The sequence below is a fragment of the Pullulanibacillus camelliae genome (genome assembly GCF_014642655.1).
GTDB lineage: Bacteria > Bacillota > Bacilli > Bacillales > Sporolactobacillaceae > Pullulanibacillus > Pullulanibacillus camelliae.
In genome coordinates this window covers 13823-29520 of the sequence record NZ_BMIR01000021.1, presented here as the reverse complement: position 1 = coordinate 29520, position 15698 = coordinate 13823, and the positions used below count along the sequence as shown (strand labels likewise).

The window sequence follows — 15698 nt, the reverse complement described above, 5'->3', positions numbered from 1 at the left end:
GTTAACGTTTAGAATGGATGTCATTGACGAAAGACAGCTTTCTTCCTTTGATAAATAGACGCTGGCTTTTACATAGAAGATCGACTTTACAATAAAAAACAAAGGTCAAGTCATAAATAAAAGTATCACATGAGAATCACCACAACTAGTGAAACCTTTTGTCATTCAAACGGGAGGGGTGTATCGTGATTCAGTGGAAGAGGGGGTCTCGTCGTGAGATTGCCAACTTGAGCATTTGGGGAACATCCTATATTCACCCGAGAAATCCTTATATCGTTGCACTTTGGTCAACCACTTTTCCGGGGTATGGGCATCTGTTATTACATAAATATATACGTGGATTTGCCTTAATCATATGGGAAATATTTATTAACCAAAGTTCCCATTTAAATCTTGCTATGGTCTATTCATTCACTGGACATATTGAGGCAGCCAAGCACGTATTAGACGTCAATTATGTTTACATGTACATTCCGCTCTACTTATTTGCTATTTGGGACAGTTACCGGACAACAGTCGAGCTCAATAATCTTTATCAATTAATTGAAACAGAAAAACCTTCCGTCAATGCCTTCACGATTAAACCATTAGAAAATAACTATCTTGATAAAAGGAATCCATTTATGGCTATCCTTTGGTCAGCAACTGTCCCCAGTGTTGGGCAGCTCTATCTCAACCAGATTATCTCTGCCTTTTTTACTTTGGTTGTCACAGTTATTTTCGTTCATTACTCTCATTTTATTGAGGGCATTCATTATATATTGCAAGGGAATATACCGAAGTCCACTGCTGTTATGGACAAACAGTGGCTTCTCTATATGCCCTCTCTATATTTATTTAACATTTTTGAAACCTACATGAATGTCATTGAAAATAATAAATTGTTTAAAACCGAGCAAAGGCTTTTTTTAAAAAGAGCATATCAAACCAAAAATTTGAAGATTAAAGGTAACAAGGTGACAGGAAATGCAAATCGTAGCAACTTTTGAGCATTCAATACAGCTAGAAATGGCCATCTCTAAAATGGAACAGATGGGGATAAATGACATCTTTGCTATACCCATGGACAATAGACCTGAGCAACCTAGACTATTTGATACCATTCATCGATCAGATGGAATCTCGCTGTTCAGCACAGGGATGATTCTTGCCGTTTTTTTCTCAGTGATTGGGGCAAGCAGAGGGTTTGCCCTCAATTGGGGACCCATTTATTGGGGGTTGATCGGAGCAGGATTTGGATTTATCGTAGGCTTCTGTATTGATCTATTTAGACAGACGCGTAAAAAGAAACGTCATCGAGAGATTAGAGGGAAAAAAACAGAGGTGGTTCTCATTATAGAATGCAAAGATTCGGATGGACAAGAGGTAGAGAAAATTCTTTGGGAGCAATTAGCTGTAGGAGTGGGAAAAGTGCATTAAGGCAATTTGGCGGGACTGTGTCGGAATCGAACCGACCAGAGACGAACACGCGCCTCTCAAAAAGTTTTGAAGACTCAGGCAAGCACCAGCTACGCAACCAGCCCCATTTTTTCACGCCGATTTCTATTATAAAGACTTAATGACGCTAGGACAAGAAAAAAACCAAACCTCCTTAATAAAAGGGGTTTGGCAAGGAGCTCATCTACCTGCTATTCTCGCTGAGCAGCAAGAAAGCGAGGAGGCTTTAGCTCTATCAAAGGCTGTGTCAGCCGCTTGACAGGCCGACTTCCCAGTATAAGACAAAGGGTTATTGCAATCAATAACAATGTAAAATACTGTAAGAAGGAACTCAGATTTTCTAATGGATTGTTTAAGCCGATAATCTTGATGAAAAAGCCATGGAGCAAGTAAATATAGAGCGTGCGCTGCCCGTATTTGGTAAAAGAGAACTGTTTAGACGGTACAATAGCTAGAAAACTAAAGGTTGTGACGAGCATCGCCAGATAAAAGAAGGCTCTAAAGACACCACCTGTCCAGTCCCCAGCGCCCATATCTGCATAAGAGTTGGAGCAGAGCAGCCATGTTCTTAAAGAATCTGGGAATATCGTGTAGCACACAGCGAAAATCCCAATTAACACGGGGATTGAAATCCATTTAAATGTTGACCGCCTCAAAATTAAGAAGTCTTTTTTATTGAGCATATACCCGAGTAAGAATATCGGGAAAAATGTAAAGGTGCGGTCAATGCTAAGATACGAACCAAAAAAGGGGACATAGCCGACGGCGATCCCTAATGCAAAAGCGATGGGTAAGGCATAGGGAAGCTTTGCAAAGAGCTTCAATAAAAGATTCCAGAAGAAGAGGCTCATTAAGAACCATAATGTCCAGTGTGGATCAAATAATTTTAATGTTAATTGATCCTCATACCCTGTTGCGTAATAAAAGATGCAGTAAATCAATTGAAAAAAGGCATAGGGAATAAGTGTTTTCTTGAAGACTTTTTTGACATACCCTGGCCGATCAAATCCTTTAGAAAAGAATCCAGATATTAAAATAAAGGCAGGCATATGAAAGAGATAAATAAACTTGTACAGGGCATATAATAGATCGCTATCTGCCTTTATCGGAGTGATTAAATGACCCATGACAACAAAGAGGATGAGAAATATCCTAGCATTGTCAAAATAAGCATCGCGCTCCATAATTTCCACCTACCTAAAAAATCATTTATCAAAGCTTTCGGATAGGGGAAGAAATTGTTGTCGGTCATTTCTATCGTGATTACAGTTAGAATTTGTTAAACTAAACACGAGGAGGGACCCTATGGCTGAGAATATAATCATTAGACCTATAAAAAAGGACGATCTTCACACGCTTTACGCTATGATGCATGATAAGAAAACGGGTATACCCGAGTGGAAAAAATGGGATGCGCCCTATTTTCCTTATAAACGGCCCTCCTTTCGCTCCTTTAGGAATCAGATATTAGATGGAATGGTCGAAGGGATGCGCTATTTAATTATTAATGCCGGTCAAATCATTGGCATGGTGACATATTATTGGGAGCATCGCTCGTCTAACTGGCTTGAGGCAGGTATTGTTATCTTCAATCCTGATTATTGGAGCGGTGGGTACGGGACTAAGGCTATGTATTTATGGATCGATCATCTTTTTGCAACGCTACCGATTGTCCGTTGTGGATTTACCACATGGTCTGGCAATGGACGAATGATGAAAGTTGGGGAAAAATTAGGCATGACCCTTGAGGCCCGTTTAAGAAAATGTCGTTTTTATAATGGGAATTACTATGATTCTATTCGTTATGGTGTATTGAGGGAAGAGTGGTTGGAGCAGAAGGGTGTACTATATGATAAATTGTTTGGAAATTATAGCCACAGTCACTTCAATAGCAGTACGTTTACAAAGGATGTATTAGATAACCCTCAAAAGGTTTGATGCATTTAGCAATTCAGAGCATAGTAGTATCTGTAAAAATAGAATCTTTCTAATTAACGTCATTCACCCCAGTCTACGAAACTGGGGTGAATGACGTTTTATTCTTTTATTCTATTGTGATGATGTTATCTTCACCTTGTTTGATCTGACCAGTTTTTAAGAGTTTAACGTGCTGGTTTTCAGGTAGATTGGTGAATATAACCGGTGTGATAAGTGATGGGACTTTGTCTTTAATCGCGTTAATGTCAATTTTAGCCAGGCGCTGATTCACTTTGACTTCATCGCCTTCTTTGACATAAACGTCAAATCCTTCGCCTTTTAGATTGACGGTATCTAATCCAAAGTGGATTAATAATTCATGACCTTCTTTTGTTTTCAAACCAATGGCATGCTTGGTTGGGAAAACAGTGACCACTGTACCATCAACAGGTGAGGTGACGAGTCCATCGCTGGGATCAATTGCAAATCCATCCCCCATCATTTTTTGAGAAAAGACCTGATCTGGAACCTTGTCAATTGGAACGATGGTTCCAGAAAGCGGTGCTTTAATACTTTTGCCATCGATAGAAGGCAAGGTATCCTCTGCTGATGGTGGTGTAACTGCAGATGTTCCGGCATATTGACTAAGCGCTTGATCATCTAATTGTTTCATTGCATCAGCCACGAATTCCACGGTTGTTCCTACGATGACCTGCAAGCTTTTTCCGCCTGTTCTAACGACACCGCGAGCGCCGTGACGCCTTAAGGCTTTGTCATCAACAAGAGATAAGTCGTCTATTGTTAAACGTAACCGTGTGGCGCAATTATCGATGTTTGTCACATTCTTCTTGCCACCTAAATCAACAAGGAAATGGCCAGCCATTGCTGTAAAACGATCGTCTCCTGTCAGAGCAGGATCCTCTTCGGCTTCTACGTCTTCATCGTCTTCGCGTCCCGGCGTTTTAAGGTCAAGCCATTTGATCAGGAAGTAGAAGACAACGAAGTAAATGACGCCATAGATAATACCAATCAATAAGAGTAATAAGGGCTTCTGGGCGATACCATAGTTTAAAAGATAATCAATTAAACTCGCCGAAAAACTAAAGCTATCATGAATTCCCAGTAGATAAGTAATAGCTAATGAACTTGCTGTTAATAGGGCATGAACAACGTATAAAAGTGGTGATAAGAACATAAATGAAAATTCAATGGGTTCTGTAACCCCTGTAATAAATGAGGTTAAAGCAGCTCCTAATAATAAACCGGATACAATTTTTCGACGTGTGGTCTTTGCAGTGACGATCATAGCCAAGCAGGCAGCAGGAAGACCGAACATCATGATGGGGAAGAAACCAGCTGTAAATGTTCCTCCAGATGGATCATGATGAAGGAATCTGGTAATATCCCCGTGATACACCTTATGATCGGTTGGATCAGTAAATGAACCAAAGTCAAACCAAACGAGTGTATTGATGACATGGTGCAATCCAAGTGGAATAAGGATACGGTTGAGGAACCCATAAATCGCTGCACCGAGTGCTCCAGCATCGATCATCCAATTGGCGAGCCAATTAATAAAGTTTTGGACGAAAGGCCATACATAACCAAAAATAAAACCAACGACAACACCAGCTCCAGAGGTGATTATCGGGACAAAGCGCCTGCCTCCGAAGAAGGCTAACCAATCTGGTAATTTAACATTGCTGTACCTATTATAGAGTGTTCCTGCAATAATCCCAGCAATGATTCCACCGAGGACATCCAAATTGATGTCAGAATTAATAGCGGTGGCACAAGCATTAAGTACAAGATAGCCAAGGGCACCGGCCAAGGCCGCAGCACCGTTATTATCCTTGGCAAACCCGATCGCCACACCAATTGCAAAAATCAGCGGCAGGTTATTAAAGACGGCATTGCCTGCCTCAGCAATAAAATCGATGTTGAGTAGGTCAGGTTGCCCGAGACGTAATAAAAGTCCGGCGGCTGGTAAAACGGCGATGGGGAGCATCAACGATTTACCGATTTTTTGTAAAAATCCTAACATAACACAAACCTCCTTTTATCAGACAAATTTAGATAAGCGTTTACATATAGAGTGTACCATTTTAAGATATAGTTGTCTAGACCACTAGTTTTATTGTAGACTAGAGGAAAGGGGTGACTCACAATGCTTTTATCAGGATTAACGGTTTATTTAGAAGATCGCGTGATTCAAAATGGGTATGTTTTATTAAAAAACGGAAAAATTGAAGAAGTAGGTGAGGGGCTGCCTGAGAACGGTGAAGGATTTGAACATCAATCATTTTCTCCCGGTTATAAGCTTATACCTGGAATGATTGATGTCCACATACACGGAGCAAATCAATCCGATGTCATGGATGCGACGTATGAAGCCTTAGCGAATATGGCGACCGTATTGCCTAAAGAAGGCACAACAAGCTTTTTAGCCACGACTATCACTCAAGAACCTCGTGCGATTGAAAAAGCGCTAACCAATGTCGATACTTATTTGCAGCATCCTGTTGCAGAGGGGGCAGAGGTGTTGGGGGTTCATTTAGAAGGACCCTACATTAATAAAGAAAAAGCAGGAGCGCAACCGCCGAATTATATCATTCCATCGGATATTGAACAATTTGACCATTGGAATACTCTATCAGGTGAGCGGATCAAGCTGGTTACTTTAGCTCCAGAAGTTGAAAACGGCCTAGCCTTCATTCGTCATCTTGTTAACAAAGGTATTGTCGCTTCTATCGGGCATTCTGCAGCGACATATAAAGAAGTCACTCAAGCGGTTGAAGCTGGAGCAACGCATGTGACCCATTTATTTAATGGGATGAGCGGGTTGCATCATCGCGAGCCTGGTGTTGTCGGGTCGGCCTTCCTGCATGATGCTCTATTTACAGAAATGATTGTGGACGGCATTCATATTGTTCCAGAATCTGTAAAGCTTGCTTATCAAATTAAAGGCCAAGACCGCATTATTTTAATTACTGATGCTATGAGAGCAAAATGCATGAAGAATGGAATTTATGATTTAGGCGGCCAACAAGTTACTGTAGAAAATGGCAAAGCGACACTGCCTGAGGGACAGCTTGCAGGAAGTGTGTTAAAAATGGCAGATGCTCTCCGCAATATGATGGCCTTTGCTGATACCGATTTACCTGCAGTAATTAAGATGGGTTCTGAAAACCCTGCTAAGCAATTAAATGTATTTGATCGTAAAGGAAGTATCGCAGCTGGTAAGGATGCTGATCTTCTTATTTTGAACGAAGACAATGAGATTGTCATGACCTTATGTCGTGGAGCAATGATTAAGCACTAGGAGGGATACTCATGGAACTGATACAAACACAAGATTATGCAGAAATGAGCCGAGTTGCTGCTGAGATACTGATCAAAGAAATCAAAACCAATCCACAAGCGGTCCTTGGCTTAGCGACAGGGAGTACTCCTGCTGGCACCTACGAGGCATTAATTCGTGACCATGAGCAGCATGGAACGAGCTATAAACAGGTTCATACCGTCAATTTAGATGAATATATTGGTCTGGATCAGAGCGATCCCAATAGCTATAAAAGTTTCATGAAAGCCCATCTTTTTAATGCAATTGATCTCCCAGAGACTCATGCCTTCTTACCCAATGGAGAGGCAACGGACATCCAAGAGGAATGTCGGAGATACGATGAAAAAATTCGTCAGCTCGGTGGAGTGGATCTGCAAGTCCTTGGCATTGGGCAAAATGGTCATATTGGTTTTAATGAACCAGGAAGCTCTTTTTCGATGACTACGCATGTGGTGGAATTGACGCATAATACAAGAAAGGCTAACGCTCGTTTTTTTAAACAATTAAAGGATGTTCCGACCCATGCGATTACAATGGGGATTAAGAATATTTTAGAGAGTCGTCGTGTCCTTTTATTGGCTTCAGGTAGTAGTAAAGCAGAGGCGATGGCACGATTGTTAAATGCTGAGCAACCGGATGAGGCTTTTCCTGCTTCAGCCCTTTATTTGCATCCACATGTGACCATCATCGCAGATAAGGAAGCCTTAGCTCTAGTGGAGGACCAGAAGAGGAGAGCGTTCTGATGATTGACAAGCAGTCTCCGATCCCTATTTATTATCAGATTGAGGAATATTTAAAGAAGATGATCGAAACCGGAAAATTTGCTGTTAATCAAGTCATTCCTTCTGAACGAGAACTTTCGGGTACCTTTCAAGTCAGTCGCATGACCATTCGGCAAGCGGTAAGTGACCTGGTGAATGAGGGGTATTTATATCGGCGAAAGGGAAAGGGAACGTTTGTAGCTGAGCAAAAGATTGAACAGCCTTTACAAGGGTTGACAAGCTTTACGGAGGATATGATCAAAAGGGGAATGACGCCATCTACTCGTGTTCTCCATTTTGACAAGAAAAAAGCAAGCGTCTCCATTGCCAAACAATTAGGGATTTCTGAGCAAGAGCTTGTTTATGAAATTAAGCGGATTCGGTTAGCGGATGACATCCCCATGGCCTTGGAAATGTCTTATATTCCTGTAAAGCTGGTGCCGAATCTAACAGAAACCATTGTTCAGGATTCCTTTTATAAATATATTGAGGATACGCTGCAGCTGAAAATAGAGGACGCTGTTCAGGCCCTTGAAGCGAGTATTGTGTTGCCTGAGGATGCCAAGCGCTTAGATATGAAACCAGGCGCGGCAGTCTTGCTGATCCATCGTCACACCTATCTCACCTCTGGTAAAGCGTTAGAGTGGGTGAAATCTGTTTATAGAGCAGACCGATATAAATTTCTTATAAATATGAAACGTTCTTAATAATTTTTTTGTTTGAAATTCGTCAATTTGCTTTGACGAGCGCGCGATTTAATGGTATCTTTTTTGCATAAAGAAAGGAATGAGAGACAATGGAAAAGAAAACGTTTAAGGTGACAAGTGAAACAGGTTTACATGCTCGTCCTGCTACGGTGCTTGTTAATCAAGCGAACCAGTATCAATCAGAGTTAAATCTCCATTATAAAGGGAAAACCGTAAACCTAAAATCCATTATGGGCGTTATGTCACTTGGTGTTGGCAAAGACGCAGAGATTGAAATCAGTGCTGAAGGCTCAGATGCTAAAGAAGCGCTTGAAGGCATTGAAGCAACATTGAAAAAAGAAAACATTGGAGAATAATTCTCTTGTCCTCGGTTTATTATGAACCGAGGTATTTTTTTACGTTGATTGTGAACACACTCTTCGCTTTTATATGAAGTGTGATACAATTCGTGACTTTATCATAAGTCTTCTAAAGGAAGCCTTCGCTTGTTTACATCCTTTTTTTATCTCCACTCCCCATTGCCGTTTCAGGTTTATTTTTCTTTCATACACTGGTAGTCAAGGAACTCTGTCGGAGATGGGAGGGAGTAAAGAGTGATGAATGAGCGACAGTATCGAGAGGCGATGGGGAAATTTGCCACTGGGGTAACGGTTGTGACGACCTTAGATGAAGAGGAGATCCATGGCATGACCGCCAATGCGTTCATGTCTGTTTCCCTCCATCCGCAGCTTGTACTCATCTCGATTGATCAAAAGGCGATGACATTACGAAAAATCGAAAAAACTGGAGTGTTTGCGATCAGTATTTTAGCAAATACACAGAAGCAGGCTTCAAAGCATTTTGCTGGCCAACTTCAAGAAATAGATGACAAGGTGTTTGATTGGTTCAATGATTTTCCAGTCATTCGTCAAGCCCTTGCTTATTTGCTTTGTCGTGTGCACGATACTTATGCGGTGGGGGATCACACTCTTTTTATTGCTGAAGTGGTTGATTTAGAAGTAAAAGATGGTCTGCCCTTGGTCTTTTATCAAGGAAGATATCATCAGCTTGAAGATAAATAGATGCTGGTATATAAAGGTGATGCCCCATTTGGCTACCTCTTGTTTTCCCTTTATAAACGAAAAAAGAACTCAAGGTTTCTTTCTAAAAACCAAGGGTATCCCAAAGGCTTAGTGCTTTTTGAGGATACCCTTTTTTCACTTTTTATCCTAATGCAAATGACTCTCTCGTCAGGAGCATCTCTTATACTTCTGCTTGAGGGAGTGATATGGCTTTAGTATCTTCCTATTTTATTGCGGATTTCTTGCATAAAGGGGTGTGCATAGTCACGGGCACGTTCTGCTCCGCGTTGTAATAATGCATCAAGCTTCGGTGTATCATTGATCAATTCGTTATACTGACGGCGTGGCTCCTGGAGCTTTTCGTTGACCGCGTCAAATAAAATTTGTTTGACTTCTCCATAGCCAATCCCTTCCTCGTAGCGCTTAGCCAGGCTTTCAATGTCTGCCTCACTGGCAAAGGCTCTATAAATATCAAATAGAGTGGACGTCTTGGGATCCTTTGGCTCTTCAGGTGTTTTTGAATCGGTCTTAATGCGAAAAATGGCTTTGTGCAGCTGCTTTTCTTCCGCGAATAAAGGGATGACATTGCCGTAGCTCTTACTCATCTTACGACCATCTAAGCCTGGGATGACAGCTGTTTCTTCCTCGATCAAAGCCTCTGGTAAGGTAAAGGTTTCTCCATAGATTTTATTAAAATGCTCAGCAATATCGCGAGCGATCTCAACGTGCTGAATTTGATCTTTACCAACAGGCACAAGATTGGTGTTAAACATTAAAATATCAGCAGCCATGAGGACGGGATAATTAAATAGACCCATATTTACCCCATTATCGGGGTCGCGATCATTGGCGATATTCTCATCGACTTTCGCTTTATAAGCGTGCGCACGGTTAAGCAACCCTTTGCTTGCTAAACAGGAGAGGATCCACGACAGCTCGAAAATCTCCGGAACATCGGATTGACGATAGAAAAGCACTTTTTCCGGATCGAGACCAAAAGCTAACCAAGCAGCGGCAATTTGGTAGATGCGGTCATGAAGTTCTTTACGATTTTGCATCGTGGTTAAGGCATGATAATCAGCGATAAAGTAACGCGGCAGGATATCAGACTCTTTGATGAGTGAAATAGCCGGGCGAATCGCTCCAACATAATTTCCGATGTGTAAATCACCAGTCGGTTTGATACCTGTTAATACAATTTTTTCTGTCATATGATTCCCTCCAATAATTAAAGCTGCCCGCTCTTCACCGTTCTGCAAAGAGGGCATCGTGTTGAACCTCAGTCATACAAAAAGGTCCCTCATCCAAAAAAAGGACGAGGAACCCGTGGTACCACCTTTATTCGCTAGTTAAGCGCACTTTAAGCCATGTTAACGGTTGGTGCCGCCCATCCCTACTCTAATGTTCGGGATAGAAGCTCAGAAGCCCATTCAGCGACGGGGATTACAGGCCTTCCACCTTGATGCCTGCTCTCTAGAAAATCCTTACGCACGCTTACTTTTCTTCCTCATTGCATTGATTTCATTTTTTCGTTTTTTATGTTGATAATCGTATGATAGCGATTGGGAAATGTCAAGTCCATTTATTTTTACATTTGATCACCTTGTATAGTTAACGAACCTGACAAAGCAACAGTAAGCAAATAGGGGAGGAAGGCATAGTTTTTTGTACAATTAGAATTTATCCCTTTTGCTGACGTTCTTTAAGGATGATCGTATAGCTCCGGCTTGTCTTTCACTTCTTGAGGGCTTGCAGGTCTCCCTTATGATTGTATAATCACGTCCGGTGTACTGGCAGTGGTGAAAGCCAAATCTTCTTTATTTCCCTTGGATTGCGTTATAATACCTTATATAGTACCGATTAAGGATAAGGTGAGCAGTGATGAAAAGACCCATCACCATTGGTGTTGCAGGACATATCGATCATGGAAAAACAGCATTAACAAAAGCATTAACTCATATTGAAACGGACCGATTAGCGGAGGAAAAGGAGCGGAATATCTCCATTGAAAATGGATATGCCTTTTTTGATCTAGAACCAGGCTGGCGCGCAGCTGTTATTGATGTTCCGGGGCATGAACGCTTTATCCGAAAGATGATTGCCGGAGTTGCGGGCGTTGATGTCGCTTTATTTGTCATTGCGGCTGATGAAGGGATGATGCCACAGACGAGGGAACACTTGGCGATTTTAGAGCTCCTAGGCATTACTCCAGCGCTATTTGTTGTGACAAAAAGCGATAAAGTGGATGCGGAGATGCTTTCTCTTGCACAGCATGAAATTGTGGAATACATTCAAGGATCAATTTATGAAAATGCTGCGATATACTGCGTGGATAGTCTTTCTGGACGAGGAATTGAGACATTGAAACAGGCGATTAGAGAGACAGCCATGACAGTAAGGTATAAAGGATATGGAAAAAGCTTACGTCTGCCCATTGATGATGTCTTTACGTTACATGGTCATGGGACCATTATTAGAGGGACTATTTTTGATGGGAAGATTACAAATCAAGGAAACTATGAGCTCCTTCCCGCTCATAAAAAGCTCCGGATTAAACAGCTTCAGGTCCATCATGAACGCGTAAATGAAGCCATCTCAGGACAGCGTGTTGCTGTGAATGTTGCGGGCGTAGAGCAGTCTGAAGTGAAAAGGGGAGATGTCCTTGTCACTCCCGGCGCCTATCATGTGACACAACGCATTGATATTCAATTACACACTTTGTCCTCATTGCAAACCCCTCTTAAACAAAGGATGCCCATTACTTTGCATATTGGCACCTCGCAGGTGAGAGGAAACTTGATCTTATTCGATCGCCAGCGCTTGAAAGAGGGGACGTCTGTTGTTGCCCAGTTAGCGCTCGATGCACAAGTCGTGACGCAAAGAGGAGATCGCTTTATTTTAAGGCGCCCAACGCCTGCAGAAACCATTGGCGGTGGAGAGGTTTTAGATGCGGATGCACCTAAGCATCGTTTTGGTGAGCAAACGGTTGAACAATTGTCTCTCTTGGCAAAAGGCACACCTGAAACCCTTCTACTTGCCGCGCTTGAAAAACAGCAAGTCATGTCCGAAGAGAATTTAAAAGCCGCCATACGCTCCTTTTATGAAGATGAAGGACACCAGCTGCTGCAACAATTACAGGCTGATCAAAAAATCATAGCCATCGACTCCAAGCAATATTTATTGGGCGAGACATACAGCTACTATATAGAGAGCCTGCTTGACATTTTAAAGACTTATCATGAGCGCTATCCACTAAAATTCGGCATGCCACGCAGTGAATGGTTTAGTCGATCGCCTGCGCCGGCAGAAATTACCCAGACACTTGCTCAGCAGTTAGTGGCCGATAAACAAGTCGTCTATCATGGTCCTCTGGTCAGTTGGAGCTACTTTGTTCCACACTATCCAAAGGAATGGGCAAGGCGCCTTGAGCAGGTAAAGGAACAACTAAAGGGATCGGGACTGCAAGCAGCAGGCTGGGCTCATATTGTGCAACATTTCCAGTTACCCGAGGATATCGCAACGGATTACAAATATTTTTTACTCAATTCAGGAGAAGCTCTGCAAATTGAAGAAGATCAGCTTGTAGATAAGTCAGTGTTTACTCATGCGATTGAACAGCTGCGCCAAAAGACGGCGGAGGTTTTTACGCTACAAGAAGCACGGGAAGTGCTTGAGCTATCAAGAAAATATCTCATTCCATTTTTGGAAATGTGTGATGCCCTTAAGATAACTACAAGAGAGGGACATTCAAGGCGCTGGCTGTAGGCGACATAAAAAATAGAGTTGCTCTTTACTTGAGCAACTCTATTTGACTGTGATCCATTTTTTCTCTTGTTCGACAACCTGTCCAATAATGGCTGCCTGATCAATCCCTTTATCATGAAGTGTTTGGACATAGGCTCTGGCCTCTGATGGACTCAGACTGACAAGCAAGCCACCTGATGTGACAGCATCAGCTAAGATGAGACGCTGGTGTGCCTGCAAACGGGAAGCGAAGTCCACGCTATCAGCTAACCATTTTAAGTTTTTCTTCGAGCCACCTGGGACAACATCCGCAAGGGCAAGGTCTTCAGTGCCGGCCAAGATTGGTACAGCATCATAGTCAAGCTGTAAGGTGACGCCACTGCCTTCGGCGACCTCTTTAGCATGGCCTAATAGACCAAAGCCTGTAACATCGGTCACGGCGTGAGGGGAAAACATTTTGAGACTTTCTCCAGCTGTTTTATTAAGCAGCGCCATCGTTTGAGTGACTGTCGCTATTTGCTCAGGAGTGGATTGATCTCTTTTAATGGCTGTGGTATGGATGCCGACACCGATGGGTTTTGTCAGCACAAGGAAATCGCCTGGCTTTGCCCCGACATTTTTATAAATGTGATCAGGATGAACGATACCTGTGACAGAAAGCCCAAATTTGGGTTCTGAGTCATCAATGGAATGCCCCCCAATGGTGATTGCACCTGCTTCAGCGACTTTATCGCTGGCTCCTCGTAGAATGTCAGTGAGCATCTCAGAGCCGAGTTCTGATACAGAGTAACCAACAATATTAAGTACAGTTTTAGGTGTGCCGCCCATGGCATAAATATCGCTCAAGGCATTTGCAGCAGCGACTTGTCCAAACATGTACGGATCGTCAACAATTGGTGTAAAATAATCCAATGATTGAACGAGCGCAACATCATCTGTTAATTTATAGACACCGCCATCATCCGATGTATCGTTGCCGACAAGGAGATTCGGATCTTCTTTTTGTTTAGGTAAACGACGCAACACGTGCGTCAAGTCCTCAGGACTTAGTTTGCAGCCTCAGCCAGCTTTGGATGATAGGTGAGTTAAACGTATTGGATTTGTCATGTGGTCCTCTCCTCCTTCTTTGTTCCCGCTGTGGTAAAGAGACCTAACGTCGCTTTGAACGGGCGTTTTCTTTTATCCAAGTGTAGAATGGACTACAATGAATACTATACCAAAAATTTGATAAAGTATAATCTGAATTGACTCGATTTGTAAAGCAGGTGAAGCAATGTCTGAATGGATAAGGCATCTTCCATCAATAAAACAAATACAAGATCAGCGAGCCTTTGCTGATTTAGTGCAAGAGGGAAAGATGGATGTGCACTATTTGACCCGTTTGGCTCAAGAGATCGTGCAGGAAAAAAGAGGGGCGCTTCTCAAAGGCAGTAAACTATCAAAGCCAATGACGCGTGAAGAGCTTTTAGGAGACATCATGGAAGAGCTCAAAAAGCGCCATGATACGCTGACAGCCACTGCCTTTCAAGCTGTGATTAACGCTACAGGTATTGTACTCCACACGAATCTTGGCCGTGCTCGATTGAATGAAGAGGCTGCCGCCGCGATGAGTAAGGTGGCAGCTGGCTATAGTGATTTAGAATTTGACCTGACAACGGGCCGACGTGGCTCCCGAAATGAAAAAGTGGAGCAGTTGCTCACGCTTTTAACCGGTGCGGAAGCAGCATTGGTTGTCAATAATAATGCGGCTGCTGTTTTCCTAATCCTCAGAGCTTATGCCAAGCATCGAGAAGTCATTGTCTCCAGAGGTGAACTCATTGAAATCGGTGGATCATTTCGCATTTCTTCAATCATGGAGGAAAGTGACGCGCATTTAATAGAGGTGGGCACGACTAACAAAACCCATGAGCAGGATTATATAGAGGCTATCAATGATCAAACAGCCATGGTGCTTAAGGTCCATCACAGTAATTTTAAAATGTCTGGATTCACTGCAGAAGTGCCAAGGGAAGAGCTTATTACACTCGCTCAGGAGCGAAATATCCTATACTACGAGGATTTGGGCAGCGGTGCTTTTTACCCATTTGAACAAAAGGGGATTGGTGAGGAACCGACTGTACAAGCGATTCTTGCACAGGGAGCCGATCTGGTTTCGATGAGTGGGGATAAACTCTTGGGCGGCCCCCAAGCCGGGATCATTTTAGGGAAAAAAAGTTATATTGATCGTTTGAAAAAGCATCAGCTTATGCGAACCTTGCGTACCGATAAGATGACACTTGCGGCATTGGCTATGACCCTGCAGGCGTATTTAAATCAAGCCACACTTGAAGCCACACTGCCAACGATTCAGGATATCATTGTTGATGAAGAAACGTTACATGAGCGAGCGGGCTGTTTATGCACTGGATTGAATGCGTTAGAAGGGATTGGGGCAGCGGTGCAAGCCACCGAGGCTTATGTCGGAGGCGGCACCATGCCGGATGTAACCCTGCCTAGCTATGCCGTTGTCGTCCAAGCCGCTAGATATTCTGCTGAAGGTTTGGCGAGGGCATTAAGAGCGCAGCAACCAGCCATTGTTGGTAGGGTGGAAGAGAACCGTCTTCTACTCGATGTGCGCACGATTAGGGAGAAGCAGCTCTCTGTCATTGTAGACGCTTTTAAGCGCTTGAATGGCCGTTCTTACAGTCAATAAGGAAAACTTATGACTGTTAATAACGTCATTGTATTT

14 protein-coding genes, 1 tRNA gene and 1 other annotated feature are annotated in these 15698 nt (G+C 42.7%); of the genes, 10 read left to right on the top strand and 5 right to left on the bottom strand.

What is annotated here, in order from left to right; translation table 11 throughout:
• Positions 1-185 precede the first annotated feature (185 nt).
• Both IEW82_RS16705 and IEW82_RS16700 read left to right on the top strand, forming a co-directional pair.
• On the top strand, positions 186-989 hold the full coding sequence (locus tag IEW82_RS16705) for a hypothetical protein (RefSeq protein WP_229672712.1): 804 nt from the start codon (positions 186-188) through the stop codon (positions 987-989).
• Positions 967-1419, top strand: a complete 453-nt coding sequence (locus IEW82_RS16700; RefSeq protein ID WP_188697237.1) for a hypothetical protein — start codon at positions 967-969, stop codon at positions 1417-1419. The genes IEW82_RS16705 and IEW82_RS16700 overlap by 23 nt, the downstream gene beginning before the upstream one ends.
• A 7-nt stretch (positions 1420-1426) precedes the next feature.
• Here IEW82_RS16700 and IEW82_RS16695 read toward each other — a convergent pair.
• Positions 1427-1524: transfer RNA gene (locus IEW82_RS16695), tRNA-Sec, on the bottom strand.
• Positions 1525-1628: 104 nt separating this feature from the next.
• Complete coding sequence (locus IEW82_RS16690) at positions 1629-2621, bottom strand: acyltransferase family protein (RefSeq protein WP_229672711.1); 993 nt, start codon at positions 2619-2621, stop codon at positions 1629-1631.
• 121 nt (positions 2622-2742) lie between these two features.
• Between IEW82_RS16690 and IEW82_RS16685 the strand changes: the two genes are divergently transcribed.
• Entirely contained in the window at positions 2743-3375 is a 633-nt protein-coding gene (locus IEW82_RS16685) for a GNAT family N-acetyltransferase (protein WP_188697232.1), read from the top strand.
• Positions 3376-3481: 106 nt separating this feature from the next.
• On the opposite strand, the gene nagE is transcribed toward IEW82_RS16685, so the two are convergent.
• On the bottom strand, positions 3482-5398 hold the full coding sequence (nagE, locus tag IEW82_RS16680) for an N-acetylglucosamine-specific PTS transporter subunit IIBC (RefSeq protein ID WP_188697229.1): 1917 nt from the start codon (positions 5396-5398) through the stop codon (positions 3482-3484).
• A gap of 123 nt (positions 5399-5521) precedes the next feature.
• Here nagE and nagA point away from each other — a divergent pair, with 123 nt between their 5' ends.
• From nagA to IEW82_RS16655, 5 genes are all read left to right on the top strand, one after another.
• On the top strand, positions 5522-6676 hold the full coding sequence (gene nagA / locus IEW82_RS16675) for an N-acetylglucosamine-6-phosphate deacetylase (protein ID WP_188697226.1): 1155 nt from the start codon (positions 5522-5524) through the stop codon (positions 6674-6676).
• Between the two features lie 11 nt (positions 6677-6687).
• Positions 6688-7440, top strand: a complete 753-nt coding sequence (gene nagB / locus IEW82_RS16670; protein ID WP_188697224.1) for a glucosamine-6-phosphate deaminase — start codon at positions 6688-6690, stop codon at positions 7438-7440.
• Positions 7440-8165, top strand: coding sequence for a GntR family transcriptional regulator (locus tag IEW82_RS16665; RefSeq protein WP_188697221.1), 726 nt, complete (start codon positions 7440-7442; stop codon positions 8163-8165). Before nagB ends, IEW82_RS16665 begins: the two co-directional genes overlap by 1 nt.
• An 89-nt stretch (positions 8166-8254) precedes the next feature.
• Positions 8255-8521 (top strand): phosphocarrier protein HPr, encoded by a 267-nt coding sequence (locus IEW82_RS16660; protein ID WP_188697215.1) that lies wholly within the window; start codon positions 8255-8257, stop codon positions 8519-8521.
• A gap of 240 nt (positions 8522-8761) precedes the next feature.
• Complete coding sequence (locus tag IEW82_RS16655; RefSeq protein WP_188697355.1) at positions 8762-9226, top strand: flavin reductase family protein; 465 nt, start codon at positions 8762-8764, stop codon at positions 9224-9226.
• A 212-nt stretch (positions 9227-9438) separates the two neighbouring features.
• On the opposite strand, the gene IEW82_RS16650 is transcribed toward IEW82_RS16655, so the two are convergent.
• The gene (locus IEW82_RS16650; protein ID WP_188697212.1) at positions 9439-10437 is read right to left on the bottom strand and encodes a tryptophan--tRNA ligase; all 999 of its coding nucleotides are present in this window, start codon (positions 10435-10437) and stop codon (positions 9439-9441) included.
• A 97-nt stretch (positions 10438-10534) separates the two neighbouring features.
• Positions 10535-10746 (bottom strand) — a binding site (T-box leader).
• 361 nt (positions 10747-11107) lie between these two features.
• Here IEW82_RS16650 and selB point away from each other — a divergent pair.
• Entirely contained in the window at positions 11108-12991 is a 1884-nt protein-coding gene (gene selB / locus IEW82_RS16645) for a selenocysteine-specific translation elongation factor (protein WP_188697208.1), read from the top strand.
• Between the two features lie 39 nt (positions 12992-13030).
• Here the strand turns inward: selB and selD are convergent, their stop codons facing one another.
• A complete protein-coding gene (gene selD, locus IEW82_RS16640; RefSeq protein ID WP_188697205.1) occupies positions 13031-14077 on the bottom strand; it encodes a selenide, water dikinase SelD in 1047 nt (348 codons plus the stop codon).
• Positions 14078-14243: 166 nt separating this feature from the next.
• Between selD and selA the strand changes: the two genes are divergently transcribed.
• Entirely contained in the window at positions 14244-15662 is a 1419-nt protein-coding gene (selA, locus tag IEW82_RS16635) for an L-seryl-tRNA(Sec) selenium transferase (RefSeq protein ID WP_188697202.1), read from the top strand.
• Positions 15663-15698: the final 36 nt, after the last annotated feature.

Coding starts and splice junctions, on each gene's coding strand:
- IEW82_RS16700 (WP_188697237.1), top strand. CDS start 967: ATGCAAATCGTAGCAACTTTTGAGCATTCAATACAGCTAGAAATGGCC.
- IEW82_RS16690 (WP_229672711.1), bottom strand. CDS start 2,621: ATGGAGCGCGATGCTTATTTTGACAATGCTAGGATATTTCTCATCCTC.
- IEW82_RS16685 (WP_188697232.1), top strand. CDS start 2,743: ATGGCTGAGAATATAATCATTAGACCTATAAAAAAGGACGATCTTCAC.
- nagE (WP_188697229.1), bottom strand. CDS start 5,398: ATGTTAGGATTTTTACAAAAAATCGGTAAATCGTTGATGCTCCCCATC.
- nagA (WP_188697226.1), top strand. CDS start 5,522: ATGCTTTTATCAGGATTAACGGTTTATTTAGAAGATCGCGTGATTCAA.
- nagB (WP_188697224.1), top strand. CDS start 6,688: ATGGAACTGATACAAACACAAGATTATGCAGAAATGAGCCGAGTTGCT.
- IEW82_RS16665 (WP_188697221.1), top strand. CDS start 7,440: ATGATTGACAAGCAGTCTCCGATCCCTATTTATTATCAGATTGAGGAA.
- IEW82_RS16660 (WP_188697215.1), top strand. CDS start 8,255: ATGGAAAAGAAAACGTTTAAGGTGACAAGTGAAACAGGTTTACATGCT.
- IEW82_RS16655 (WP_188697355.1), top strand. CDS start 8,762: ATGAATGAGCGACAGTATCGAGAGGCGATGGGGAAATTTGCCACTGGG.
- IEW82_RS16650 (WP_188697212.1), bottom strand. CDS start 10,437: ATGACAGAAAAAATTGTATTAACAGGTATCAAACCGACTGGTGATTTA.
- selB (WP_188697208.1), top strand. CDS start 11,108: ATGAAAAGACCCATCACCATTGGTGTTGCAGGACATATCGATCATGGA.
- selA (WP_188697202.1), top strand. CDS start 14,244: ATGTCTGAATGGATAAGGCATCTTCCATCAATAAAACAAATACAAGAT.